The organism is Actinophytocola glycyrrhizae (assembly GCF_042653545.1).
Taxonomy (GTDB): Bacteria; Actinomycetota; Actinomycetes; order Mycobacteriales; family Pseudonocardiaceae; genus Actinophytocola; species Actinophytocola glycyrrhizae.
In genome coordinates, this window is the sequence record NZ_JBHSIS010000007.1 from 348897 (window position 1) to 372112 (window position 23216).

Consider the following 23216-nt stretch of genomic DNA (forward strand, 5'->3'; position numbering starts at 1 on the left):
CCGGGTAACCACTACCGTCGCACCCGTGAGTTTCGCGAGGACCGACGACGGCGCGTCCCTGTACTACGAGGTCAACGGCGCCGGGGACGACGTGCTCGTGCTCATCGCCGGGCAGGCCAACAACCACCACTGGTGGGACGTGCCGCGCCCGGACTTCGACGCGCGCTTCCGCACCGTCGTGTTCGACCACCGCGGCACCGGCGACAGCGACAAGCCCGAGACCGGCTACAGCACGCGCGGCTTCGCGGCCGACGTGCGCGCGATCCTCGACGACATGGGGGTCGAACGGGCGCACGTGTACGGCACGTCGATGGGTGGCCGGATCGCGCAGTGGTTCGCCGCCGACCACCCCGGCCGGGTACGCGGACTGGTACTCGGCTGCACCTCACCGGGCGGCGCGCACGGGATCGAGCGCGGTGCCGAGGTCGGCAGGTCACTCGCGCAGCGGGACGCCGCGAAGGCCAGGGCGGCCCTGCTGGAACTCATGTACACCCCGGACTGGCTCGCCACCCACCACGGCCCGTTCACCACGCTCGGCGACCGGGCCATGCCGCCGCACGCGCGGCGCGGCCACTTCACCGCCAGCAGGGAACACGACGGCTGGGACGCCCTCCCCGAGATCACCGCGCCGACACTGGTGGTCCACGGCGCCGACGACGTCTTCAACCCGGCCGCCAACGCGCCACTGATCGCCGACCGGGTACCGGACGCGCGCCTGCACCTCATCCCCGGCGCGCGACACGCCTACTTCGAGGAGTTCCGGCACGTCGCGAGCCCACTCGTGCTCGCACACCTCACCGGTTGACCACACCCGGCTCCGGCGCGGCCCACGGCCACGCCGACGCGCGATCTCGCCCTGCCCCGTAACGTTCTCACCGTCCGTGACGACCTCGTTACATGTTCGTGGAACTGCGCGTCCACGGGGTGAGCGGCACGCCGCCGGTGGACATGCTCGACCGTCCGCTGGTGAAGCAGGTCGCGGGTGACGTGGACGGCCGCTTCTTCCGGCCCGTCGACAGCGCGGGGAACGAGGTCCGCGCCGTCGACGGCCACATCGTCGAGGGCTACCACTGGGGACCGCTGACGTCGGGCACGTGGCGGCAGGCGCTGTGGCTCGCGCTCATCCCGTTCGGGCTGGTGAACGCGGCCTACTTCATGCTCCCCGCCGGAAAGGGCGCCGCGGCACGGGTCGTGGCCCGCGCCGCGCTGCGGGTGCTCGCGCTCGCACTGACCGCGCTCGTCGTGCTCAGCCTCGCGCAGGCCGCCGTCGACCTGTTCGCCTGGCAGTGGACCGGGGCGGCGCCGCGTTCCGGTGACCCGCGCTGGTGGCTGGCGGGTGCGTTCGCCGTGGTGGTCGTGGCCCTGCTGGTGATCCGGTTCATCGGCGGGCCGAGGAGGTCCGTCCCGGACAGCGCCGCGCTGCCGGACGCCGCCGAGGTGACCGGGCTCGCGGGCGGCGAGTTCTACCGGGGCGACGGTGACGTGCCCGGGCTGCGGCACCTGCACCTGGCCGCGGGGCTGACCGTGCTGTCGTTCCTCGCCGGGGCGCTCGCCCGCGAGCACGGCGGCGCAGGCTGGCCGTACTGGGCGGCGCTGGTGCTGCTGCCGTGGACGGTCGTCCACACCGCGCTGGTCGGCGACCCGGCTGGCACCCGGGGGTGGCTGCGGGCCTTCTTCGTCACCCGGCTGCCCGGCGCCGTGCTGGCTGTCGCGGTGGCGCTGCTGGTCGCCGCGGTGGCGACGATGCTCGCCGTGCCCGAGTTCCCGGCCGCCCGGCGCGGCGTGCTCCCGGGCATCGCAGACCTGGGCAGGTGGACCTCCGGTCTCGCGTTGGCCGCGCTGCTGGTGCTCGTCGTGGCCGCGGCGGTGCTGGCGCTGCGCACCGGGAAACCCGAGCCGCCCAAACCCTTCCGTCCTTTCCTCGGTGGCATGGCCGGGCCCGTGGTCGCCGCGCTCGGCCTGTTCCTCGGCGTCGGGTTCACCGCCGCGCTCGCCTACGGCGTGCTGCGGCTGCTGCGCCCGCCGGGTGCGCCCGACGCGATGGCGCTGCCGGTGTCCCACCTGCGGATCGCCTACGGCGCCGGGGTCGCCGTCGGTGTCGGGCTGCTGCTCGCGCTGGTGCTCGCGGGGTGGATGTGGTTGTCCACCAAGAAGTTCCGCAGGCTCGCGCGCGCGTCGGCGGACACCAGGCAGCTGCCGGAGGAGAAGCTCGCCGGTGTGGCCCGCGCGTGGTGGCTCGCGCGGCTGAAGTTCTCAGTGCACTGGATCGCGATCACCGTCGCGGGGACGGGCACGGTGCTCACGGCCGCCGCGGTGGTCGAGTCGTGGGATGACCTCGGCACGACCGTGTGCCGTCCCGGCGGCACCCCGCTGTCCGACTGCCGCGACCTGCCCGGCATCGACGCGGTGACCGTCGGCACCGTGGCCCTGTTGCTGCTCGGCGTCTTCCTCGTCTACCTCGGCCGCCGCGCGGTCGGCGACAGCGCCGTCCGCCGCGGCGCCTGCGTGGTCTGGGACGTGATCGCGTTCTGGCCCGCCGCCGTGCACCCGCTCATGCCGCCGCCGTACTCCCCGAAGGTGATCGACGACCTGCGCAGGCGCGTCGAGTGGCACGTCGCGGGCCCAGCCAGGTTCGTGGTGCTCGCCGGGCACAGCCAGGGCAGCCTGATCGCGGCGGCCGCGCTGACCCGGCTCGCGCCGGGGTACCGGCAGCGGGTCGCCCTGCTGACGTTCGGGTCGCAGCTGCAGGTCGCCTACGCGCGGGCGTTCCCCGCGTACGTCAACCACCCGTTCCTGTGCTGGCTGCACAACGACGTGCTGCACCACCAGTGGGTGTCGCTGTACCGGGAGACCGACCCGGTCGGCGGCCCGGTGCTCAGCTGGGACCGCACCGACGAGGGCGGGTTCCGCTCCTGCCGCCTCGGTGCCGACGGGGTGCTCACCGACGACGAGACCGACCCGGTCACCGGCATCCGCCGCTGTGGCACCGAGTGGCGGCTGCTCGACCCGTGGCCTGCCGACGGCGAGTCCGCGCCCCGCCTCGCCATGCGCCGCCACAGCTTCTACAGCCTCGAACCGGCGTGGGACCAGGCGCTGGCCGAACTGACCGCGCCGTACCCCCGCGGGAACCCGGCTGCCGTGCGACACACGGGAAAGAGCCCACCCTGACCTGGCCTCCCCGCGCCTGGCACACCCTGCGTGTCGCTCGTTCCGGCCCCCGCGCCGGTTCTGACTAAGATGGGCAGACCGTATCGACCGTCCGTGGTCGGCACCGGGGAGCGAGGGACGAGCAGGCCAGGACATGGTTGGTGCACTCAGCGGGGCACGAGAAAGACCCGCGCCGACGCGGGTGCTGCTGATCGAGGACGACGACGGTGACGCGTTCCTCGTTGAGGAGCTCCTGCTCGAGTCCGGCGCGGCGGTGGATCTGCAGCGCGTCCGCACGCTCACCGAGGCGAAGGCGGCCGTGCCCGACACCGCGTGCGTGCTGCTCGACCTCGGGCTCCCGGACACCCACGAGCTGGACGGACTGCGCTGGCTGCAGGAGCACGTGCCGTCGATCGCCGTCGTGGTGCTCACCGGCCTCTCCGACGAGTACCTCGGCGAGGAGGCGGTCCGCCTCGGCGCGCAGGACTACCTCGTCAAGGGCCAGGTCGACGGGCACCTGCTCGACCGGGTGATCCGCTACGCCGTCGAGCGCGAGCGGTCCGACTCGCTGCAGCGGCAGCTGCGCGACGCCCAGATCTACGCCGAGGAGAACGGCCGCCTCGAACGCGGCCTGCTGCCGACACCGATCGTGGACGACCAGGGGTTGCGGGTCACCACGCGCTACTCACCGGGCGGGCAGCGGCTCCTGCTCGGCGGCGACTTCTACGACGTGGTCCAGACCGCCGACGGCTACGTGCACGCGGTCGTCGGCGACGTCTGCGGCCACGGCCCCGACGAGGCCGCGCTCGGTGTGTCGATGCGCGTCGCGTGGCGGACGATGGTGCTGTCCGCCCGCCCGTCGACGGAGGTGCTCTCGGTCGTGAACCAGGTGTTCACCCACGAGCGTTACCAGGCCAACCTGTTCACCACGCTCTGCATGCTGTCCATCGACCCGGACCGCACCTCCGGCACCCTGCACCTCGTCGGCCACCCGCCGCCGCTGCTGATCACCGGCTCGGACGTGCGGGAGCTGAAGGCACCCGTCCGCACCCCGGTCGGCGTCGGCGACGGCCGCCGCTGGCCCAGCTGTGAGGTCGAGCTCGGCGAGAAGTGGACGGTACTGATGTACACCGACGGCCTCATCGAGGGCCGGGTCGGCGACGAACGCAGACGGCTCGACGTCGACGGCCTGATCGAGCTGGTCCATGCCGGCAGCGTGGACGGTCTGCGGGACGAGGGGCTGCTCGACCACGTGATCAACACGGTGCGCGAGCTCAACGGCGGCGACCTCGACGACGACATGGCCGTGGTGGCGCTGAGCAATGGCTGACGCGTCGCGCTGGCCGCTGCGCCGCATCATCATCGTCAGCCTCGCCGCGCTGGCGTTGTTCCTGCTGGCAGCCGTGATCGTCGGCGGGATGGCCATGAACAACCTCGGCCACGCCCGCGACACCGTCGTCCGGCGCATCGACCCCGCCATGCAGCAGGCGCTGCGGCTCGAGGCGGCGCTCATCGACCAGGAGACCGGCCTGCGCGGCTACGTGCTCGGCGCCGACGAGAACGTGCTGAACCCGTACACGGCGGGCCTGCGGAAGCAGCACGACACGATCGAGCAGCTCCAGCGCCTGCTCGCCGGGATGCCGAAGACCAGCGCCGACCTCACGCGGGTCGTCGAGCACGCGGACGCGTGGCGGACCGACTACGCCCAGCCCACGATCGCCGAGATCGCGAGCGGCCCGGACGCGCCGCCGACGATGACCGTCGAGCAGGGCCAGGCGCTGTTCGACCCGGTGCGCGAGGCGCTCGCGGTGCTCGACGCCGACCTCAACAACGCCAGGCAGGAGGCGACCGGCACCCTCGAGTCCGCCGAGAGCTCGGTGAACGGGGTGCTGATCGGCATCGCGGCCGCGTTCGCGGTGGTCATCGCGCTGCTCGCGTTCGGTCTGCGACGCGCGGCGATCCGGCCCATCTCCCGGCTCGCCGAGGAGGTCCGGCAGGTCTCCCTCGGCGACTTCGACCACCCGGTCGGCCAGAGCGGCCCCCGTGAGCTGCGTGAGCTCGGCGCGGACGTGAACGTGATGCGGGAACGGATCCTGTCCGACCTGTCCGCGGTGCGGGTCGCGCACGCCGAGCTGGACACGCGGACCACGGACCTGGAGCGGTCGAACGCCGAGCTGGAGCAGTTCGCCTACATCGCCTCCCACGACCTGCAGGAGCCGCTGCGGAAGGTGGCGAGCTTCTGCCAGCTGCTCGAACGCAGGTACAAGGGCAAGCTCGACGAGCGGGCCGACCAGTACATCGCGTTCGCGGTCGACGGCGCGAAGCGCATGCAGATCCTGATCAACGACCTGCTCGCGTTCAGCCGGGTCGGCCGGATCGTGCGCGAGCCGGTCACGGTGTCCTGCGACGCGGTGCTGGAGCAGGCGCTCGCGAACCTCGCGGACGCGATCGAACGGACCGGCGCGACCGTGGACCACGAGGACCTGCCGACCGTGTCGGCCGAGGTGCCGCTGCTCACGGCCGTGTTCCAGAACCTGATCGGCAACGCGCTCAAGTTCCGGGGCGAGGAACCACCGAAGGTGTGGATCACGGCGCGCCGCGACGGCGACTTCTGGGAGTTCGCCGTCGCCGACAACGGCATCGGCATCGACCCCGAGTACGCGGACCGCATCTTCGTGATCTTCCAGCGCCTGCACAACAAGGCCGACTACCCTGGCACCGGGATCGGGCTCGCGATGTGCCGGAAGATCATCGAATACCACGGCGGCACGATTTGGCTGGACACGAGCGTGGAATCCGGCTCCCGCTTCTGTTTCACTCTCCCGGTGATCGAGGCCGACATCGATCAAGACAAGGACAGCGATGACTGACCCGACCCCGCTCGACGTGATCGACGTGCTGCTCGTCGAGGACGACGACGGCGACGTACTGATGACGCGCGAGGCGTTCGAGCACCACAAGCTCCGCAACCACCTGCACGTGGTGCGGGACGGCGAGGAGGCGCTGCAGTTCCTGCGGCGCGAGGGCGAGTACGCGGACGCGCCGCGGCCGGGCCTCATCCTGCTGGACCTCAACCTCCCGCGCCGCGATGGCAGGCAGGTCCTCGCCGAACTGAAGGCCGACCCCGATCTGCGCGTGATCCCCGTGGTGGTGCTGACGACCTCCGAGGCGGAGGAGGACATCATCCGCAGCTACACGTTGCACGCCAACGCGTACGTGAGCAAGCCGGTGGACTTCGACCGGTTCATCGACGTGATCCGCCAGATCGACGACTTCTTCGTGACGGTGGTGAAGCTACCGGGTTGATCGAACTGCCGGACTCCATCTTGGACGTCCGGTATGTCGGCGCTCGCTTCGCTGGCGGGCGGCTGGTCAGCGGTAGAGCAGCTTGTGTGCCTTCGCGATGGCGTTCCGGTAGCCGGGGATCCTCTCGCGGGCCAGCGCCGCCTGTGCGGCGTTCGCGCCCGGCGCGCCGTGTACGCCGCCGCCGGGATGGGCTGCCGCGCCCGCCAGGTACAGCCGGTCGACCACCGTGTCGGCGCGGCCGAGGCCGGGCACGGGGCGGAACACCAGTTGCTGGTGGATCGCGGCCGTGCCCGCGTTGATCGCGCCCTCGACCAGGCTCGGGTCGTGCGCCGCCAGTTCGGCCGGGCCCGAGATCACCCGTCCGGCGATCAGCGACCGGAAGCCGGGGGCCTGGTCCTCGACGACCTGCTCGATCCGGTCGGCGCGCCGCTTCAGCAGCGACGGTGACCAGGTCTGGCCACGCGGAACGTGCGTGTAGGCCCACACCGACTCGGTGCCCGCCGGTGAGCGGGCCGGGTCGGCGGTGGTCATCTGTCCGAGCAGCAGGAACGGGTTGCGCGGCACCCGGCCGCAGGCGAGGTCGTTCGCGATCCCGGCGAGCCCGTCGACGTCCGCGCCAAGGTGCACGGTGCCCGCCCCGCGCACCGCGTGCGCCGACCACGGGATCGGTCCGGACAGCGCCCAGTCCACCTTGATCGTCGCGTCGTCCCAGTGGAACGTGTCCAGGTCGGCCACCAGCCGCGCAGGCAGGTGCGACTCGCCGACCAGTTCCCGGTACAGCACCGGCGCGGGCACGTCCGCGAGCACCGCCCGTCGCGCCCGCACCACCTCTCCCGCCGCGTCCCGCACCCCGAGCGCCTGTCCGTTCCCGACCACCACGGACGTGACCGGCCGCCCCAGGTCCACCCTGGCGTCCTTCGTGGACAGCCGTCGCACGAGCGCCGCCGTGAGCTGCCCGGCACCGCCTTCCGGCACCGGGAACCCGACTTCCTGGGCGAGCATCGTGAGCAACCACCCGAAGATCCCGGAACCGGTGTTGTCCGGGCCGAGGTCGGTGTGCATCGCGTTGCCGGCGAACAGCGTGCGCGCGCCGTCGCCCGCGAACCGCTCGCCTGCCATCACCCGCACCGGCAGCAGCGCCCTGCGCGTGAACCGCAGCAGCTCGCCGGGGCCGAGCGTCCGCGCGAGGCGTGCCCCGGCGCGGACCGGTGGGAAAGGCGACAGGATCGCGGCGAGCACGTCGTCCCGGATCCGCAGCCACTGCGCGAACTCCGCGTGCCACGCGTCGGCGTCGGCGGCCGCGAACTCGGCCACCGCCTTCGCGGTCTCCTCGACGTCCCGGTGCAGCACCACGTGCCTGCCGTCGGGAAACGCGTGCGCGAGCACGGCGGGCGCGTGCCGCCACCGCAGTCCGTGCTCCTCCAGCCGCAACGACAGCAGCGCGGGGGAGGCGGCCGCCAGCGGGTAGAACGCACTGCACAGGTCGGCCACGTATCCCGGCGCGACCAGCTCGGCGGACTGCACGGCGCCGCCCGGTGCGTCGGTGGCCTCGCACACCAGCACCCGCCAGCCGGCGTCCGCGAGCACGTTCGCGGCGACGAGCCCGTTGTGTCCCGCACCGACCACGATCGCGTCGAACACCTCCATGACCAGCGCCTCCTCGCATCCTGTAGGCGACTACCCCGTATCCCGCAGGTTTCCACGTGACGGCGCCGGGTACTCGGAGATCGTGTCCACGACCACGATCATCGACCATCGCTACCGGCTGGGCCCCCGGCTCGGCGGGGGAGGCATGGCCGACGTGTTCGAGGCGAGCGACCTCCGGCTGCGACGACAGGTGGCGCTCAAGCGGTGCCGCACGATCCGCCGCCGCAGGCACATTCTCGACGAGGCCGAGCTCCTCGCCGGACTGTCCCACCCCGGACTGTTGCGGCTCTACGACATCGGGTTCGACGGACAACGGCCGTTCCTGGTGCTGCAGCTCGCGTCCGGCGGCACCTTGCGTGACCGGCTCGACAGCGGACCGCTGGCGCCCGACCGGGTGGCCGAGATCGGCGCCACCGTCGCGTCCGTGCTGACCTATGTGCACAGTGAGGACGTCGTGCACCGGGACGTCAAGCCGGAGAACCTGCTCTTCGACTCCGTTGGCGAGTGCTACCTCGCCGACTTCGGGATCGCGCTGACCGGTGACCGTCCCGCACCGGACTTCGTCGGCACCGCGGGCTATCTCGCGCCAGAACAGATCGGCTACGGCGAGGTCGGCCCGGCGGCGGACGTGTACTCCCTCGGGCTGGTCCTGCTGGAGAGCCTCACCGGGGAGACCGAGTACCCCGGCGACGGTCCGGAGGCGGCGATGGCACGGCTCGTGCACCCGCCGAAGGTGCCTGCCGTGTGGGGGCGGACGTGGCGCTCGCTGCTGACCGCGATGACCGCGATCGAACCGGCGCGGCGGCCGACCGCCGCGGCCTGCGCCACCGTGCTCCGCGCACTGGAGGCGGGCGAACACGTGCCACTGCCCGGATGCGTGCGCCGCCGGTCCCGGTTCGAGACCATCATGAGCGCGGCCTGCAGCGCGCTGTTCTGATCGCTACAGGCGTTGCCACGCCTCGGAAAGCACCGCGCGCAGGATCTCCTCGATCTCGGCGAACTGCGGTTCCTCGCAGGTGAGTGGCGGCGCCAGCTGCACGACCGGGTCGCCGCGGTCGTCCGCGCGGCAGTACAGACCCGCGTCGAACAACGCCTTGGACAGGTAGCCGCGCAGCAGCCGCTCCGACTCCGCGTCGTCGAACGTCTCCTTCGTGGCCTTGTCCTTGACCAGTTCGATGCCGAAGAAGTAGCCGTCGCCGCGGACGTCGCCGACGATCGGCAGGTCGTTCAGCCGCTCCAGGTAGGACCGGAACAGGCCGGTGTTGCGGCGCACGTGCGCGTTGAGGTCCTCGCGGACGAACAGGTCGAGGTTCGCCAGCGCCACCGCGCTCGCCACCGGGTGCCCGCCGAACGTGACGCCGTGTGCGAACGTGTTGGCGCCGTGCCGGAACGGCTCCGCGATCCGGTCGCTGATCAGCGCCGCGCCGAGCGGCACGTACCCGCTGGTCAGACCCTTCGCGCAGGTGATGATGTCGGGCTGGTAGCCGTACCGGGTGGCGCCGAAGTACTCGCCGAGCCGCCCGAACGCGCAGATGACCTCGTCGGACACGAGCAGCACGTCGTGCCGGTCGCAGATCTCGCGCACCCGCTGGAAGTAGCCGGGAGGGGGCGGGAAGCAGCCACCCGCGTTCTGCACCGGTTCGAGGTAGACCGCGGCGATGGTGTCCGCGCCCTCGAAGAGGATCGCCTCCTCGATGCGGTCGGCGGCCCACCGGCCGAACGCCTCGGCGTCCGTGCCGTCCGGCCCCGCGGTGCCCTCCGGCGCGCGGTACAGGTTCGTGTTCGGCACCCGGATCGTCGAGGGCACCAGTGGTTCGAAGTCGGCCTTCAGCCCGGGCAGGCCGGTGATCGACAACGCGCCCATGGAGGTGCCGTGGTAGGCGATCGCGCGGGAGATGACCTTGTGTTTGGTCGGCTTGCCGACCAGCTTGAAGTAGGCGCGGGCGAGTTTCCACGCGGTCTCGACGGCCTCCGAGCCGCCGGTGGTGAAGAAGACCTGGTTGAGGTCGCCCGGCGTCAGCGTCGCGAGCCGCTCCGCCAGCTCGACCGCCTTCGGGTGGGCATAGGACCAGATGGGGAAGTAGGCCAGCTCGCGGGCCTGCTTGGCGGCCGCCTCCGCCAGCTCCTCCCGGCCGTGGCCCGCCTGGACGACGAACAGCCCGGACAGCCCGTCGAGGTACCGCTTGCCGTTCGTGTCCCACACGTAGGGGCCCGCACCGCGCGCGATCGTCGGTACGGGGGAGTCCGCGTAGGACGACATGCGGGTGAAGTGCATCCAGAGGTTGTCGGACATGCTTCGATTACCGCACATCAACCGCGCTGCGGCAAGTGATTGCGCCTGTGAGATGCCGCTCTGGCGACGAAATCCGCACTAGGGTTGCTGTGAGTCGGTCGTCGTGTGCTGGTCGGATCGGTCGGGTTTCGGTTGGCGTTGTGGGTTTGTCCTCGCCGGACGGGCAGGTCTCCGGGGTGGCGGAGGGCAGTTCGGCTGCGGTTGTGCGGGTCTGCCTGCCATCTCGTCGACCTCCCTACGGGCTATCACACCGCACCAAGGGGGACCGATTCGTGCCTGGTGTGATTCGGGCTTCCGGCCCCCCTTGACACGGCGTGATCGGGCTACGCCAGGTCGACGGGATGGCAGGGAGCCCCTTGGTGGTGGGCTTGCGCCACCGTCGGGGTTGCATGGGGTTGCGGCCCCGCTTCGCGGGGCCTGGGCGCGGAGCGCCCGGGGCTTTGGTGCTGTGAAAGGCGCGTTGACGGCGTTGGCAATGCCGTGAAAGGCGCGTTCAGGGCGCTGGGCGCCCTGAACGGCCCATTGACGGCGCTCGTTGTGCCGTGAACGCGCCTTTCACGGCATCGGTCCAGCCTCGTCGGGCGCCCGCGTAGGTGTGACGTGGGTCGGGAGCCTTGGTGGGTGTTCACGTGGTGCCCCAGGAGTAGGTCTGCTTCCGCAGCTTCAGGTACATGAACGCCTCGGTCGTGAGCACGCCGGGCACCGCGCGGATCTGCTTGAGGATCTCCAGCAGGTGGTCGTCGCCCTTCGCGACGACCTCGGCGAGCAGGTCGAACGAGCCGGCCGTGATCACCACGTAGTCGACCTCGGGGATCTCGGCCAGCAGGTCGGCGGTCTGTTCGAGGTCGCCGGTCGTGCGCACACCGACCATCGCCTGGCGAGGGAAGCCGAGCTGCAGCGGATCGGTCACCGCCACGATCTGCATCACGCCGGCGTCGAGCAGTCGCTGCACCCGCTGGCGCACGGCCGCCTCGGACAGTCCCACCGCGCGCCCGATCGTGGCGTACGGCCTGCGGCCGTCCTCCTGCAGCTGCTCGATGATCGCCTTCGAGACGTCGTCCAGATCCGCCATTCAGTCCTCCCGTGTTACGGCGATGAGTCTTACGCAATTCGTCGCGCAACGCGACTGTGACAACGGAATCCCTTGTCCATACGGGGTCGCCGTGTCAATATCAGTCGCCATGCGAACCAGGGCGCCTACGTCGCTCTCCCCGGAGGCGACGGCACTGCTGGCGGGACGGACCCGCACGACCCGCAGGACTGTCCTGCGTGGTCTGGTGGCCGCCACCGCCCTGGCGGCCACCAGCTGTGGCATGCCGGGCACCCGCCAGGACCCCGCCGCGTGCCGTAGCGCGGACGAGTCCGCCGGCGACAGGAAACTCGCCATCTCCAACTGGCCCCTCTACATCGACGTCGCGGAGGACGACGAGTCGGTGCGCCCGACACTGGACGCGTTCGCCGCCCGGTCGGGCATCGACGTGACGTACACCGAGGACGTCAACGACAACAACGAGTTCTTCGGCAAGATCCGCAACCAGCTCTCCACGTGCCAGTCCATCGACCGGGACATCATCGTCCTCACCGACTGGATGGCGGCGCGGATGATCCGGCTCGGCTGGGTGCAGCCGCTCCGGAAGGACAGGATCCCGAACGTCGAGGCGAACCTACTGCCCTCCCTGCGCGGCCGCCCGTGGGACAAGGGCACCGAGTACGCCGTGCCGTGGCAGACCGGTCTCGCGGGCATCGCCTACAACGGCAACGTCACCAAAGAGGTCCGCACGATGGACGAGCTGCTGACCCGACCGGACCTGCGGGGCAAGGTCACGATGCTCTCGGAGATGCGCGACACCGTCGGCCTGATCCTGCTGCAGATGGGCCACGACCCTTCGGACTTCACAGAGGAGCAGTTCAACGAGGCGCTGAACAAGCTCCAGCGTGCCGTCGACACCGGGCAGATCCGCCGCTTCACCGGCAACGACTACGCCCAGGACCTCGCGAAGGGCGACATCGCCGCGTGTGTCGGCTGGTCCGGTGACGTGATCCAGCTGAACTTCGAGGACGAGAACATCAGGTTCGTGACGCCGGAGGCCGGCGTGATGCTGTGGTCGGACAACATGCAGGTGCCCAACCGCGCGACGCACCAGGCCAACGCCGAGGCGCTCATGGACTACTACTACGAGCCCCAGGTCGCCGCCGAACTGGCCGCGTACGTCAACTACATCTGCCCGGTACAGGGCGCGCAGGACGCGATGGCCGACATCGATCCCGAGCTGGCCGAGAACGAGCTGATCTTCCCGAGTGAGTCCACCTTGTCCGCCGCGAAGGTGTTCATGGCGCTGAACGAGGCGCAGGAACGCATCTTCGAGCAGGGCTTCCAGCAGGTGATCGGAGCATAGACATGGCAGGCGGGAGCGAAGCGACGGAGCGGGCGTCGTCTGGACTGAGGAGCGCGCGCAGGCGCGTCAGCGCCGAGCACGTGACGAGGGAAGACGGCGTCTCAGCGGAGGAGCGAAGCGACCCCAGAAGACACGGGAGCGGAGCGACGGAGCGGGCGTCGTCTGGACTGAGGAGCGCGCGCTGGCGCGCCGGCGCCGAGCACGTGACGAGGGAAGGCGGCGTCTTGGCGGAGGAGCGCAGCGACCAATGAACACAGACCTCGTGCTGGCGAACGTGACCAAGCGGTTCGGCACGGTTACCGCGGTGGACGACCTCTCCCTCACCGTGCCACAGGGCAGTTTCTTCGCGCTCCTTGGCGCCTCCGGGTGCGGCAAGACCACGACGCTGCGCATGGTCGCGGGTCTCGAGGAGCTGACGACCGGCACGGTCCGGTTGGGAGAACAGGACATCACCGGTCTGCGCCCGTACCGGCGGCCCGTCAACACGGTGTTCCAGAGCTATGCGTTGTTCCCGCACCTGACCGTCGAGGAGAACATCGCGTTCGGGTTGCGGCGCCGCGGTGTGAAGGACACGAAGAACAAGGTCGCCGAGATGCTGGAGCTGGTGCAGCTGCCCGCGTTCGGCGAACGCAGGCCCGCGCAGCTCTCCGGCGGTCAGCAGCAGCGGATCGCGCTCGCCCGCGCACTGGTCAACGAGCCGCGCGTGCTGCTGCTCGACGAGCCGCTCGGCGCGCTGGACCTCAAGCTGCGCAGGCAGATGCAGATCGAGCTCAAGCGCATCCAGACCGAGGTGGGCATCACGTTCCTGCACGTCACCCATGACCAGGACGAGGCGATGTGGATGGCCGACACGGTCGCGGTGATGACGGAGGGCCGCATCAGCCAGCTCGGTTCGCCCACCGACATCTACGAGTTCCCCGCGACCCCGTTCGTCGCGAACTTCCTCGGCCAGTCCAACCTGTTCGCCGCGGAGGTCTCCGGCACCGCCGGCGACGACCTGCTGCTGACCGCGCACGGCGAACGGTTCGCGGCGCCGTCGGCCCGCGCGCACTCCGCCGACGGCCGCGTGTGGCTCGGGGTGCGTCCGGAGAAGGTGCGGCTGGCGCTGCCCGGCGAGGACGCGCCCGCCGAGCACAACCAGGTCCGCGGCGTGCTCACCGACACCTGCTACGCGGGCGTGAGCACCGAGTACCTGCTGAGGACCCCGTGGGGGCAGGAGATGTCGGTGTTCTCCGCCAACGCGGCGGCCGGCGAGCCCCTCCAGCCCGGCACCGAGGTGATCGCCCACTGGTACCCGCCGCACTCGTTCGTGCTGGACCGGCCATCCGGTGAGGGCGACGAGGTCGCGCAGTACTCGGCCGACCCGCTCGGGGTGGCTCCGTGACCGCGTTCGTCGGCACCGCGGTCGGCACCGGAACGGAACCGCCGCCACCACCACCGCAGGCGCGCCGCCGCAGGCGCTGGCTGCCGTACCTGTTGCTCCTGCCGGGCGGGTTGTGGCTGCTGCTGTTCTTCGTGGTGCCGTCCGTGCAGCTCGCGGGCACCAGCCTGTACGACCGGTCCGGCAGCCTCGAACTGGGGTACTCGCAGGCTTTCGCGTTCGGCAACTACGCCGACGCGGTCATGACGTACTGGCCGCACCTCGTGCGGTCCGCGGTGTACGCGGGCATCGCGACGATCATCTGCCTGGTGCTCGGCTACCCGCTCGCCTACGCCATCGCGCAGAAGGCGGGCCGGTGGCGGAACCTGCTGCTGGTGTGCGTGATCGCCCCGTTCTTCACCACGTTCCTGGTGCGCACCCTCGCGTGGAAGTCGATCCTGTCGGACAACGGCCCGGTCACCGGGTTCTTCCGGTCGCTGCCGATCATCGGTGACGACTTCCGCCTGCTCGCCACGCCGGTCGCGGTGGTGTGCGGGCTCGTGTACAACTTCCTGCCGTTCATGGTGCTGCCGCTGTACGCGAGCCTGGAACGCATGGACGGCAGGCTCGTGGAGGCCGCAGGCGACCTCTACGCCAAGCCCGCCACGGTGTTCCGGCGCGTGACGCTGCCGCTGTCGATGCCCGGCGTGGTCGCGGGGACACTGCTGACGTTCATCCCGGCGGCGGGCGACTACATCAACGCCGAACTGCTCGGCACGCCCAACGAGTACATGATCGGCAACGTGATCGACTCGGCGTTCCTGGTGCGGCTGGACTACCCGCAGGCGGCGGCGCTGTCGTTCCTGCTGATGGCGACGATCCTCGTGATGGTGTTCGGCTACATCCGCGCCGCGGGGACGGACGAGGTGGTCTGAGTGCGGTTCTGGCGCTGGGTGGCGGACCACTGGGTGATGGCGGCGGGCCTGCTCGTGCTGGCCTACCTGTTCCTGCCGATCGTCGTGGTGTTCCTGCTGTCGCTCAACCGGCCGGAGAACCGGCTTTCCTACGACCTGTCACCCGACTGGACGCTGGAGTACTGGGCCGACCCGTTCGGTGCGGCCGGGATCGGTGCGGCGCTGCGCGTGAGTGTGGGCATCGCGCTGGTGGCGACGCTGGTGGCGACGGTCCTCGGCACCCTGATGGCGTTCGCCCTGGCACGGCACCGGTTCCGCGGCCGCGCCACCACGAACGTGTTGATCTTCCTGCCGATGGCGACGCCCGAGGTCGTGATGGGCTCGTCGCTGCTGGCGCTGTTCGTGACGCTGCGGGTGCCGCTCGGGTTCTGGACGGTGGTGGTCGCCCACATCCTGTTCTGCCTCTCCTTCGTGGTCGTCACGGTGAAGGCACGCCTTGCCGGGCTCGACCCCCGGCTGCAGGAGGCGGCGATGGACCTGTACGCGAACGAGTGGCAGACCTTCCGGCGCGTCACGCTTCCCCTGGTGCTGCCGGGCATCGCGGCGGCGGCGCTGCTGTCGCTGTCGCTGTCGTTCGACGACTTCATCATCACGAACTTCAACTCGGGCACCACGGTCACGTTCCCGATGTACGTGTGGGGCGCCGCGCAGCGGGGGATCCCCAGGGAGGTCAACGTGATCGGCACCGCGGTGTTCCTGCTGGCGTTCGTGCTGGTGGTGGTCGTGCAACTGCGGTCACGGCGAAAGGCGCGGTTCGTATGAGGGTCCTGCAGATCGGCGCGGGCTCGGTCGGTTCGGCGGCGGTCGCGATCGCGGCCAGGCGCGGGTTCTTCGAGTCCTATGTGGTCGCCGACCACGCGAAGGACCGCGCGGACGCCTGCGTGCCGGACGACCGGTTCACGTCGGTCACGGTGGACGCCTCGTCGGCGGCGGCGGTCGCGGACCTGTGCCGCGCCCACGGCATCACGCACGTGTTCAACGCGGTCGACCCCAGGTTCGTCATGCCGATCTTCGACGGCGCGCTGGCGGCGGGCGCCGACTACCTGGACATGGCGATGTCGCTGTCCACCCCGGACCCTTCCGCGCCGTACTCCCGCACCGGCGTGAAACTGGGCGACGACCAGTTCGCGGCGGCGGCGGAGTGGACGGACCGCGGCCGCCTCGCGCTGGTCGGCATCGGCGTCGAACCGGGCCTTTCCGACGTCTTCGCGAGGTACGCGGCGGACCACCTGTTCACCGAGATCGCGGAGATCGGCGTCCGCGACGGCGCCAACCTGGTCGTCGACGGCCACGCCTTCGCCCCGACGTTCTCCATCTGGACGACCATCGAGGAATGCCTGAACCCGCCGGTGATCTGGGAACGCGACCGCGGTTGGTACACCACGGAACCGTTCTCCGAGCCCGAGGTCTTCGACTTCCCGGAGGGCATCGGCCCGGTCGAGTGCGTGAACGTGGAGCACGAGGAGGTCCTGCTGATCCCGCGCTGGGTCGGGGCGGGCCGCGTGACGTTCAAGTACGGCCTCGGCAACGAGTTCATCGAGGTGCTGCGCACACTGCACAAGTTGGGCCTCGACTCGGTCACCCCGGTCCGGGTCGGCGACGTCTCGGTGTCCCCGCGCGACGTGGTGGCGGCGTGCCTGCCCGATCCCGCCGGTCTCGGCCCCCGCATGCGCGGCAAGACGTGCGCGGGCACGTGGGTCCGCGGTCTCGATCCCGCCGGTGCGCCGAAGGAGGTGTACCTGTATCACGTGGTGGACAACGAGTGGTCCATGCGCGAGTACGGGCACCAGGCCGTCGCGTGGCAGACGGCGATCAACCCGGTGGTGGCGCTGGAGTTGCTGGCGTCGGGCGCGTGGACCGGCACCGGGGTGCTTGGCCCGGAAGCCTTCGACGCGGTCCCGTTCCTGGACCTGCTGACCGAGTACGGCTCCCCGTGGGGCATGCGCTAGCGCGGTGTCCACCAACGTTGGTGGACACCGCGCTAGCGCATGCCCGGCTCCCCAGCGACATTCCGGTGGCTCAGCCGATGTTGTGCATCACGTGCTTGACGCGGGTGTAGTCCTCGAACCCGTACATCGACAGGTCCTTGCCGTAGCCCGAGTGCTTGAACCCGCCGTGCGGCATCTCCGAGATGAACGGGATGTGCGTGTTCACCCACACGCACCCGAAGTCCAGCTCGGCGGTCATCCGCATCGCGCGGCTGTGGTCCTTTGTCCACACCGACGACGCCAGCCCGTACTCGACACCGTTCGCCCACGCGACGGCCTCGTCCTCGGAGGTGAACCGCTGCACGGTGATCACCGGTCCGAACACCTCGTCCTGGATGATCTCGTCGTCCTGCCGCAGCCCGGAAACCACCGTCGGGGAGTAGAAGTACCCCCGGTCACCGACCTGCGCGCCACCCGCCCTGAGCACCGCGTGGTCGGGCAGCCGGTCGACGAACCCGCGCACCCGCGAGAGCTGTGCGGCGTTGTTCAACGGCCCGTACAGCACATCCGGGTCCGACGGCGGCCCCGTCCGCGTGGCCCTGGCCTGCTCGGTCAGCGCGGCCACCAACTCGTCGTGCACACCGGGCCCGGCCAGCACGCGGGTGGCGGCCGTGCAGTCCTGGCCGGCGTTGAAGTACCCGCCGACCGCGATCGCCTCGGCCGCCGCCGCGATGTCGGCGTCGTCGAACACCACGACCGGTGCCTTGCCGCCCAGTTCGAGGTGCACGCGTTTGAGGTCCGCGGCCGCGGCGGTCGCCACTTCCCGGCCTGCCCGCACCGAACCCGTGATCGACACCAGCGCCGGCGTCGGGTGCGCGACCAGCGCACGTCCGGTGTCGCGGTCGCCGCACAGCACGTTGAACACGCCGGCCGGGAAGAACTCCGCCGCGATCTCGGCCAGCAGCAGCGTCGACAGCGGTGTCGTGTCCGACGGCTTCAGCACCACCGTGTTGCCCGCCGCCAGCGCGGGGGCGATCTTCCACACCGCCATCATCAGCGGGTAGTTCCACGGCGTGACCTGCGCGCACACCCCGATCGGCTCGCGCCGCACATAGCTCGTGTGGTCCGCCATGTACTCGCCTGCCGACTTGCCCTCCAGCACCCTGGCCGCGCCCGCGAAGAACCGGAAGTGGTCGATCGCGGGCGGCATCTCCTCCTCGAGCGTCAGCTGCCTGGGCTTGCCCGTGTTCCGGCACTCCGCGTCGAGCAGGTCGTCGGTCCGTGCCTCGAGCGCGTCCGCGAACCGCAGCATCGCGAGCTGGCGGTCCTTCGGCGTCGTCCTCCGCCAGTCGCCGAACGCCCGCGCCGCGGCCCGCATGGCCTGGTCCACATCGGCCGTGCCGGACCGCGGCGCGGAGGCGAACACCTCCCCGGTGCTCGGGTCGACGACGTCGGTGTTGGCACCGTCGGCGGGGTCGGTCCAGGTGCCGTCGACGAAGTTCCGCAGAACACGCTTCTCGGTCATGTCTGCCATCTTCGCGACTGAATCCGCAGCAGACAAGTCGTCTGACGACTATTTCAGCAGCATGGTCAGGATCGGACGCAGGGCTGTCCCCGTGCCCGAGACGATCGATTTCGTGAAGGTCGTGTGAGTGGCTTTGGCGTACGGACCCGTCATCAGGCACGACCCCCACACCCGTCGGGCGCGCCCTACGGGGCTGAGCCGATGCCGTGAAAGGCGCGTTCACGGCACAACCGGTGCCGTCTATGGCACATTGACGGCGTTGAGCGCCGTGAACGGCCCATTGACGGCACCCCGAGTGCCGTCAACGCGCCTTTCACGGCACCAAACACCAGGGCGCTACGCGCCCCGGGCCCGCGAAGCGGGCCCCTGCCCGCGCAACCCTGACGGTGGCGCAAGCCCACCCGAAAGGGGCTCCCTGCTATCCCGTCGACCTGGCAGCGCCCGATCACGCCGTGTCAAGGGGGCCAGAAGCCCGAATCACATCAAGCATGAATCGGCCCCCTTGGCGCGGTGTGATAGCCCGTAGGGAGGTCGACGGGATGGCAGGCAGACCCGCCCAAACCGCAGCCGACATGCCCCCGCCACCCCCGAGACCTGCCCGTCCGGCGAGGACAAACCCACCACACCAACCGCAGCCAACCCACCCGACCCAAACCGGAGCGACCCGACGCGACCAGCACACGACAACCGGCCGCCCACTCACACCAACTTTCACGGAATCAATCCACCGCACACCGTCGTTTCGCCGCCGCACGGCGAGACCGGTCAACGACCGACCCGCGTCGCCGCGTCCCCGAACGCGAACGACGACGGCTCGCACTCGGCGATGAAGTCGGCGGGGAACCCCCGTTCGAACCCGGTCGCCGACTCCAGCGTGGCGACCGCCCCGGCGGGCAGCACGAGGTCGAGCCCGGCCAGGTTCTCGGCCAACTGCTCGGCCCGGCTGACCCCGACGAGCGGCAGCACGGCCGGTGACCTGGCCCTGGTCCACGCGAGCGCGACCTGTGCGGGCGTCGCCCCCAGCTCGTCGGCGACCTTCCGCACCGCGGCCGCGACGGCGTGGTCGCGCGGGGTCAGCTCACCGACCCGGGTGGACCCACCGGAGAGCACCCCGGCCGCCAGCGGCGCCCATGCCGCCACGCTCATCCCCAGTGCCTCCGCCATCGGCAGCAGTTCGCGCTCGACGTCCCGCCTCAGCAGGTTGTACGGCACCTGCAGACCCGAGAACGGCGTCCAGTCCCGCCACTCCGCGAGCGTGTTGGCCCGCGCCGCGAACCACGCCGGCGCGTCGGAGATGCCCACGTACAGCACCTTGCCCGTCCGCACCACGTCGTCGAGCGCCCGCATCGTCTCCTCGGCCGGGGTGTGCCGGTCCCACAGGTGCACCCACAGGATGTCGACGTAGTCGGTCCGCAGGCGGCGCAGGCTCTGCTCCAGCGACAGCACGAGGTTCTTGCGGTGGTTGCCCGCCGCGTTGGGGTCCGCGGCGTCGCGGGAGAGCGTGTACTTGGTGCCGATGACGAAGCGGTCCCTGCGTTCGACGACCGCGCCGAGCACCGCCTCGCTCTCGCCGTAGGCCGACGCGGTGTCGAGGACGTTGCCGCCCGCGTCGGCGTACACGTCGAGGACGCGCCGCGCCTCCCGCTCGTCGCGCAGGGTCATGGTGCCGAGCAGGAGCTCCGAGACACGCAGGCCGGTCCGGCCGAACAGTCGATAGCGCATGCCGACACCCTGACCTGCCGGTCCATGCCGAGGGAGGCCCCGGCAGGGCCCCTCTAGACTTGGTGATCATGGCCGACAACGCACTGGGCCGGTTCCTGCGCGCCCGGCGGGACGCGACCGCACCGGCAGCCGTCGGGCTGACCGCCGGCCCCCGGCGGCGCGCACCGGGTCTGCGGCGCGCCGAGCTGGCCGAACGCGCCAGGATCAGCGTCGAGTACCTCACCCGTCTCGAACGCGGCAGCGACCGCTACCCGTCCGGCCAGGTCCTCGGCTCGCTCGCCGACGCGCTGGCGCTCACCGCCGACGAGCGGGTGCACCTGTACCGCCTCATCAAGGCCGACAGCGGCGCGCAGTGCCAGGCGGCCGGCGCGGCGCCGGTGTTGCGCCCCACGGTCCGGGCACTACTGGACCGCCTGGGCGCCACCCCGGCGTACGTGGCCGACCCGGCCGGCGACGTGCTCGCGTGCTCGGACGGGTTCCGGTCGCTCGCGGACCCGGCCGGTCTGCTGGACGAGGAGCGCCCCAACCTGGCGCGCTACGTGTTCGCCGACGCCCGGTCCCGGGCGGTGTTCCCGGACTGGGCCGAGATCGCCGGCCACTGGGCCGCCGCCGTCCGCGCCGCCGCCGACCTCGGCGACCTCGCGGCCGGCGCGCTCGCGGTCGAGCTGTCGATCACGGCGGGCACCGAGTTCGGCGACCGCTACGCGGCGGCGGCCACACTGCCGGCACAGACCGGCTTCGAGCGGTGGTCGGTCCGGTCGCAAACGCTGCGGCTGGCGTACGAAACCCTTGCGCTGCCGGGGATCGAGGAACACCGTCTCGTCGTCTACCTGCCCGCCTGACCGGTGTGGCCGAAAGCCCGACACGCAACGGTGAAAGCCGGTAGATTCGAACACATGAACGAAACAAATGACCGGCTCCGCCGAGGAGTCACGGCGGTGGCGTCGCTGGCGGTGGTGGCCGCCGGGGTGTCCGTGCCGGCCGTCGTCGCGCCCGCGGCGGCCATGGGACCGGTGCGGGGCGCGTGCGAGTGGACGCCGGACGTGCTTGCCCTGCCGGACAACGCGTTCCACGGCCGGGTGACCTCGGGTGCCGGGGCGTGGCTGGCGGGCGTGGCCGGTGCCGACGGCCCGAACGAGGCGGTGCGGTGGCGGGACGGCGTGCTGGAGCCGCTGGGGGCGGCGTTCGGTCTGGACACGGAAGTGGCCGCGGTCAACGCCGACGGCGTGGTGGCCGGCACCGTCACGAGCCCGGAGGGGGAACGGCACGCGGTCCGCCACCGCGGTGGCCGTTTCGAGTGGCTGCCGGAGTCGGGCGGCTCCTCGACGGCGCTGGACGTCAACGCTCGCGGGGACGTCGTGGGGCACGACGGCGCTCGCCTGGTCGTGTGGCCCGTCGCGGGGCCGCCCCGGTTCCTCGACGTGCCACCGGGTGAGGCGCCGTACGGCCGGGCCGCGATCGACGACGACGGCCTCGTGGCGGCACGCACCGGACACATCGCGGCCGGGGCGCTGCGGTGGCGCGGCCACGCCTGGACACCCGACGGCACCCGGGTTCGGCTGCCCGACGGCGACGTGCGGGACCTGCGGCGCGGGCAGGTGGTCGGCGCGACCGGCGACCCAGGCGGGGTGACCACGGCCGCGGTGTGGGACGCGGACCGGGCCCCTCGGCCCTACCTCGGCGGCGCCGCCGCGGTCGCGGTGAACGACGCCGGTCTGGTGGTCGGCACGGGCGAGGACGGTGCGCCGCTGCTGTGGGACGGTGTGCTGCCGGTGCCGTTGCCCGCGCCGCCTCGGCACACCCTTGGCGAGGTCACCGCCGTGAACGCGGCCGAGGCCGGTGGCGTCGTCCACCCAGTGGCCGGTGACGGCGGCGTGCCGGTCCGGTGGCGTTGCCGGTGAGCCTGCCCGGCCGGCCGCACCCGGCCGGGACCACCTGACATCATGCGTGCCGTGTCGAAGGCCTTGTCGAGCAGGACGATCGTCTGGTGGGCGGTGGGCCTCGCGGTCGCGGCGGCCGTGGCGGTCACGTCGCTGTGGGTCGTTCCTCGGCGGCGGTGACCCGGCGTCGGCGCACCGGCTGGACGCGTTGCGCACCGCCGGGAGCCTCGTACTCGGTGCCGGCGGCGCCGCGGCCCTGTTGCTCGCGGCGCGGCGGCAGCGGTACGTCGAGCTCGACCTGGAGCAGAAGGAACACGACGCGGGCGAGCGTCGCGTCACCGAGCTGTACGGCAAGGCGGCGGACCAGCTCGGCAGCGACAAGGCGCCGGTGCGGCTGGCCGGTGTCTACGCGCTGGAGCGGCTCGCGCAGGACCAGCCCCGGCACCGCCAGACGGTGGTGAACCTGCTGTGCGCGTACCTGCGGATGCCCTACACCCCACCGAGAACGGCGGCGGACACGGGGACGGAGACGGACAGGGAGGCGGCGCAGGAGCAGCTGGTCCGCATGACGGTGCAGGACGTGCTGGAGACCCACCTGCGCCCGGCCGAACAGGACCGCTTCTGGCCCGACATCGACCTGACGATCACCGGCGCCACGCTCGAGTACTTCTGGTTCCGCGACTGCCGCGTCCGCAAGGCGACCTTCCGGCACACCACGTTCCGCGAGATCGCCGCCTTCCGCGACTCGGAGTTCACCGAGAGCGCCGACTTCCACCGCGTCCGTTTCACCGGCACCGCCGACCTCCGCCGCACCGCCTTCGGTCCTCGCCGGGTCAACTTCCGGTCCGCCACCTTCGACGGCGACGTCGAGTTCGGCGACGAACCCCCGGCCGGGCGGACCGTCGACCTCACCGGCGCGACCGCCGCGAGGACGGGTAGCCGCGAATGGCCGGCGGGCTGGCAGGACGAACCCGTTCCGGACGACGAGTTCCGGGTCCGCGTGGTTCCGGAAACCTGACACCGTCGAAGCGGCACACC

The 23216-nt window shown here is 71.3% G+C and carries 19 protein-coding genes; 14 read left to right on the plus strand and 5 right to left on the minus strand.

The features are described 5' to 3' along the window. The first annotated feature begins 25 nt into the window (after positions 1-25). The 5 genes from ACFPCV_RS17490 (at position 26) to ACFPCV_RS17510 (ending at position 6453) form a co-directional block, all read left to right on the plus strand. The gene (locus ACFPCV_RS17490; protein ID WP_378057254.1) at positions 26-805 is read left to right on the plus strand and encodes an alpha/beta fold hydrolase; all 780 of its coding nucleotides are present in this window, start codon (positions 26-28) and stop codon (positions 803-805) included. 92 nt (positions 806-897) lie between these two features. Continuing rightward, the gene (locus ACFPCV_RS17495) at positions 898-3168 is read left to right on the plus strand and encodes a hypothetical protein (protein WP_378057255.1); all 2271 of its coding nucleotides are present in this window, start codon (positions 898-900) and stop codon (positions 3166-3168) included. Between the two features lie 133 nt (positions 3169-3301). After that, entirely contained in the window at positions 3302-4477 is a 1176-nt protein-coding gene (locus tag ACFPCV_RS17500) for a PP2C family protein-serine/threonine phosphatase (protein ID WP_378057256.1), read from the plus strand. After that, a complete protein-coding gene (locus ACFPCV_RS17505) occupies positions 4470-6017 on the plus strand; it encodes a sensor histidine kinase (RefSeq protein WP_378057257.1) in 1548 nt (515 codons plus the stop codon). Before ACFPCV_RS17500 ends, ACFPCV_RS17505 begins: the two co-directional genes overlap by 8 nt. Further along, entirely contained in the window at positions 6010-6453 is a 444-nt protein-coding gene (locus ACFPCV_RS17510) for a response regulator (protein WP_378057258.1), read from the plus strand. The genes ACFPCV_RS17505 and ACFPCV_RS17510 overlap by 8 nt, the downstream gene beginning before the upstream one ends. 66 nt (positions 6454-6519) lie before the next feature. On the opposite strand, the gene ACFPCV_RS17515 is transcribed toward ACFPCV_RS17510, so the two are convergent. Beyond that, the gene (locus ACFPCV_RS17515) at positions 6520-8100 is read right to left on the minus strand and encodes a phytoene desaturase family protein (protein ID WP_378057259.1); all 1581 of its coding nucleotides are present in this window, start codon (positions 8098-8100) and stop codon (positions 6520-6522) included. Between the two features lie 82 nt (positions 8101-8182). On the opposite strand from ACFPCV_RS17515, the gene ACFPCV_RS17520 reads away from it, so the two are divergent. After that, entirely contained in the window at positions 8183-9037 is an 855-nt protein-coding gene (locus ACFPCV_RS17520; RefSeq protein WP_378057260.1) for a serine/threonine-protein kinase, read from the plus strand. 3 nt (positions 9038-9040) lie between these two features. Here the strand turns inward: ACFPCV_RS17520 and ACFPCV_RS17525 are convergent, their stop codons facing one another. Both ACFPCV_RS17525 and ACFPCV_RS17530 read right to left on the minus strand, forming a co-directional pair. Further along, the gene (locus ACFPCV_RS17525) at positions 9041-10393 is read right to left on the minus strand and encodes an aspartate aminotransferase family protein (RefSeq protein ID WP_378057261.1); all 1353 of its coding nucleotides are present in this window, start codon (positions 10391-10393) and stop codon (positions 9041-9043) included. A gap of 625 nt (positions 10394-11018) precedes the next feature. Continuing rightward, complete coding sequence (locus tag ACFPCV_RS17530) at positions 11019-11465, minus strand: Lrp/AsnC family transcriptional regulator (RefSeq protein ID WP_465251563.1); 447 nt, start codon at positions 11463-11465, stop codon at positions 11019-11021. A 109-nt stretch (positions 11466-11574) separates the two neighbouring features. Here ACFPCV_RS17530 and ACFPCV_RS17535 point away from each other — a divergent pair, with 109 nt between their 5' ends. The 5 genes from ACFPCV_RS17535 to ACFPCV_RS17555 all read left to right on the plus strand — a co-directional run bounded on the left by ACFPCV_RS17535 (position 11575) and on the right by ACFPCV_RS17555 (position 17072). Beyond that, positions 11575-12789 (plus strand): polyamine ABC transporter substrate-binding protein, encoded by a 1215-nt coding sequence (locus ACFPCV_RS17535; RefSeq protein WP_378057262.1) that lies wholly within the window; start codon positions 11575-11577, stop codon positions 12787-12789. Positions 12790-13036: 247 nt separating this feature from the next. Continuing rightward, positions 13037-14173: an ABC transporter ATP-binding protein gene (locus ACFPCV_RS17540; RefSeq protein WP_378057263.1), complete on the plus strand. Its 1137-nt coding sequence runs from the start codon at positions 13037-13039 to the stop codon at positions 14171-14173. After that, positions 14170-15084: an ABC transporter permease gene (locus ACFPCV_RS17545; protein WP_378057264.1), complete on the plus strand. Its 915-nt coding sequence runs from the start codon at positions 14170-14172 to the stop codon at positions 15082-15084. The genes ACFPCV_RS17540 and ACFPCV_RS17545 overlap by 4 nt, the downstream gene beginning before the upstream one ends. After that, positions 15085-15885, plus strand: coding sequence for an ABC transporter permease (locus tag ACFPCV_RS17550; RefSeq protein WP_378057265.1), 801 nt, complete (start codon positions 15085-15087; stop codon positions 15883-15885). It begins immediately after the preceding gene. After that, entirely contained in the window at positions 15882-17072 is a 1191-nt protein-coding gene (locus ACFPCV_RS17555; RefSeq protein ID WP_378057266.1) for a saccharopine dehydrogenase C-terminal domain-containing protein, read from the plus strand. Before ACFPCV_RS17550 ends, ACFPCV_RS17555 begins: the two co-directional genes overlap by 4 nt. Positions 17073-17142: 70 nt before the next feature. Here ACFPCV_RS17555 and ACFPCV_RS17560 read toward each other — a convergent pair whose 3' ends face one another. Beyond that, positions 17143-18576, minus strand: a complete 1434-nt coding sequence (locus ACFPCV_RS17560; RefSeq protein WP_378057267.1) for a gamma-aminobutyraldehyde dehydrogenase — start codon at positions 18574-18576, stop codon at positions 17143-17145. 765 nt (positions 18577-19341) lie between these two features. Next, entirely contained in the window at positions 19342-20298 is a 957-nt protein-coding gene (locus ACFPCV_RS17565) for an aldo/keto reductase (RefSeq protein ID WP_378057269.1), read from the minus strand. A 68-nt stretch (positions 20299-20366) separates the two neighbouring features. Here ACFPCV_RS17565 and ACFPCV_RS17570 point away from each other — a divergent pair, with 68 nt between their 5' ends. The 3 genes from ACFPCV_RS17570 (at position 20367) to ACFPCV_RS17580 (ending at position 23196) form a co-directional block, all read left to right on the plus strand. After that, positions 20367-21140, plus strand: a complete 774-nt coding sequence (locus tag ACFPCV_RS17570) for a helix-turn-helix domain-containing protein (RefSeq protein WP_378057270.1) — start codon at positions 20367-20369, stop codon at positions 21138-21140. A 54-nt stretch (positions 21141-21194) separates the two neighbouring features. Further along, positions 21195-22199, plus strand: a complete 1005-nt coding sequence (locus ACFPCV_RS17575; protein ID WP_378057271.1) for a hypothetical protein — start codon at positions 21195-21197, stop codon at positions 22197-22199. A 187-nt stretch (positions 22200-22386) separates the two neighbouring features. Then, complete coding sequence (locus ACFPCV_RS17580; protein ID WP_378057272.1) at positions 22387-23196, plus strand: pentapeptide repeat-containing protein; 810 nt, start codon at positions 22387-22389, stop codon at positions 23194-23196. Positions 23197-23216: the final 20 nt, after the last annotated feature.

Excerpts from the sequence above, each read along its gene's own strand:
- ACFPCV_RS17495 (WP_378057255.1), top strand. The coding sequence starts at position 898 with ATGTTCGTGGAACTGCGCGTCCACGGGGTGAGCGGCACGCCGCCGGTG.
- ACFPCV_RS17500 (WP_378057256.1), top strand. The coding sequence starts at position 3,302 with ATGGTTGGTGCACTCAGCGGGGCACGAGAAAGACCCGCGCCGACGCGG.
- ACFPCV_RS17505 (WP_378057257.1), top strand. The coding sequence starts at position 4,470 with ATGGCTGACGCGTCGCGCTGGCCGCTGCGCCGCATCATCATCGTCAGC.
- ACFPCV_RS17510 (WP_378057258.1), top strand. The coding sequence starts at position 6,010 with ATGACTGACCCGACCCCGCTCGACGTGATCGACGTGCTGCTCGTCGAG.
- ACFPCV_RS17515 (WP_378057259.1), bottom strand. The coding sequence starts at position 8,100 with ATGGAGGTGTTCGACGCGATCGTGGTCGGTGCGGGACACAACGGGCTC.
- ACFPCV_RS17525 (WP_378057261.1), bottom strand. The coding sequence starts at position 10,393 with ATGTCCGACAACCTCTGGATGCACTTCACCCGCATGTCGTCCTACGCG.
- ACFPCV_RS17530 (WP_465251563.1), bottom strand. The coding sequence starts at position 11,465 with ATGGCGGATCTGGACGACGTCTCGAAGGCGATCATCGAGCAGCTGCAG.
- ACFPCV_RS17535 (WP_378057262.1), top strand. The coding sequence starts at position 11,575 with ATGCGAACCAGGGCGCCTACGTCGCTCTCCCCGGAGGCGACGGCACTG.
- ACFPCV_RS17540 (WP_378057263.1), top strand. The coding sequence starts at position 13,037 with ATGAACACAGACCTCGTGCTGGCGAACGTGACCAAGCGGTTCGGCACG.
- ACFPCV_RS17555 (WP_378057266.1), top strand. The coding sequence starts at position 15,882 with ATGAGGGTCCTGCAGATCGGCGCGGGCTCGGTCGGTTCGGCGGCGGTC.
- ACFPCV_RS17560 (WP_378057267.1), bottom strand. The coding sequence starts at position 18,576 with ATGACCGAGAAGCGTGTTCTGCGGAACTTCGTCGACGGCACCTGGACC.
- ACFPCV_RS17565 (WP_378057269.1), bottom strand. The coding sequence starts at position 20,298 with ATGCGCTATCGACTGTTCGGCCGGACCGGCCTGCGTGTCTCGGAGCTC.
- ACFPCV_RS17570 (WP_378057270.1), top strand. The coding sequence starts at position 20,367 with ATGGCCGACAACGCACTGGGCCGGTTCCTGCGCGCCCGGCGGGACGCG.
- ACFPCV_RS17575 (WP_378057271.1), top strand. The coding sequence starts at position 21,195 with ATGAACGAAACAAATGACCGGCTCCGCCGAGGAGTCACGGCGGTGGCG.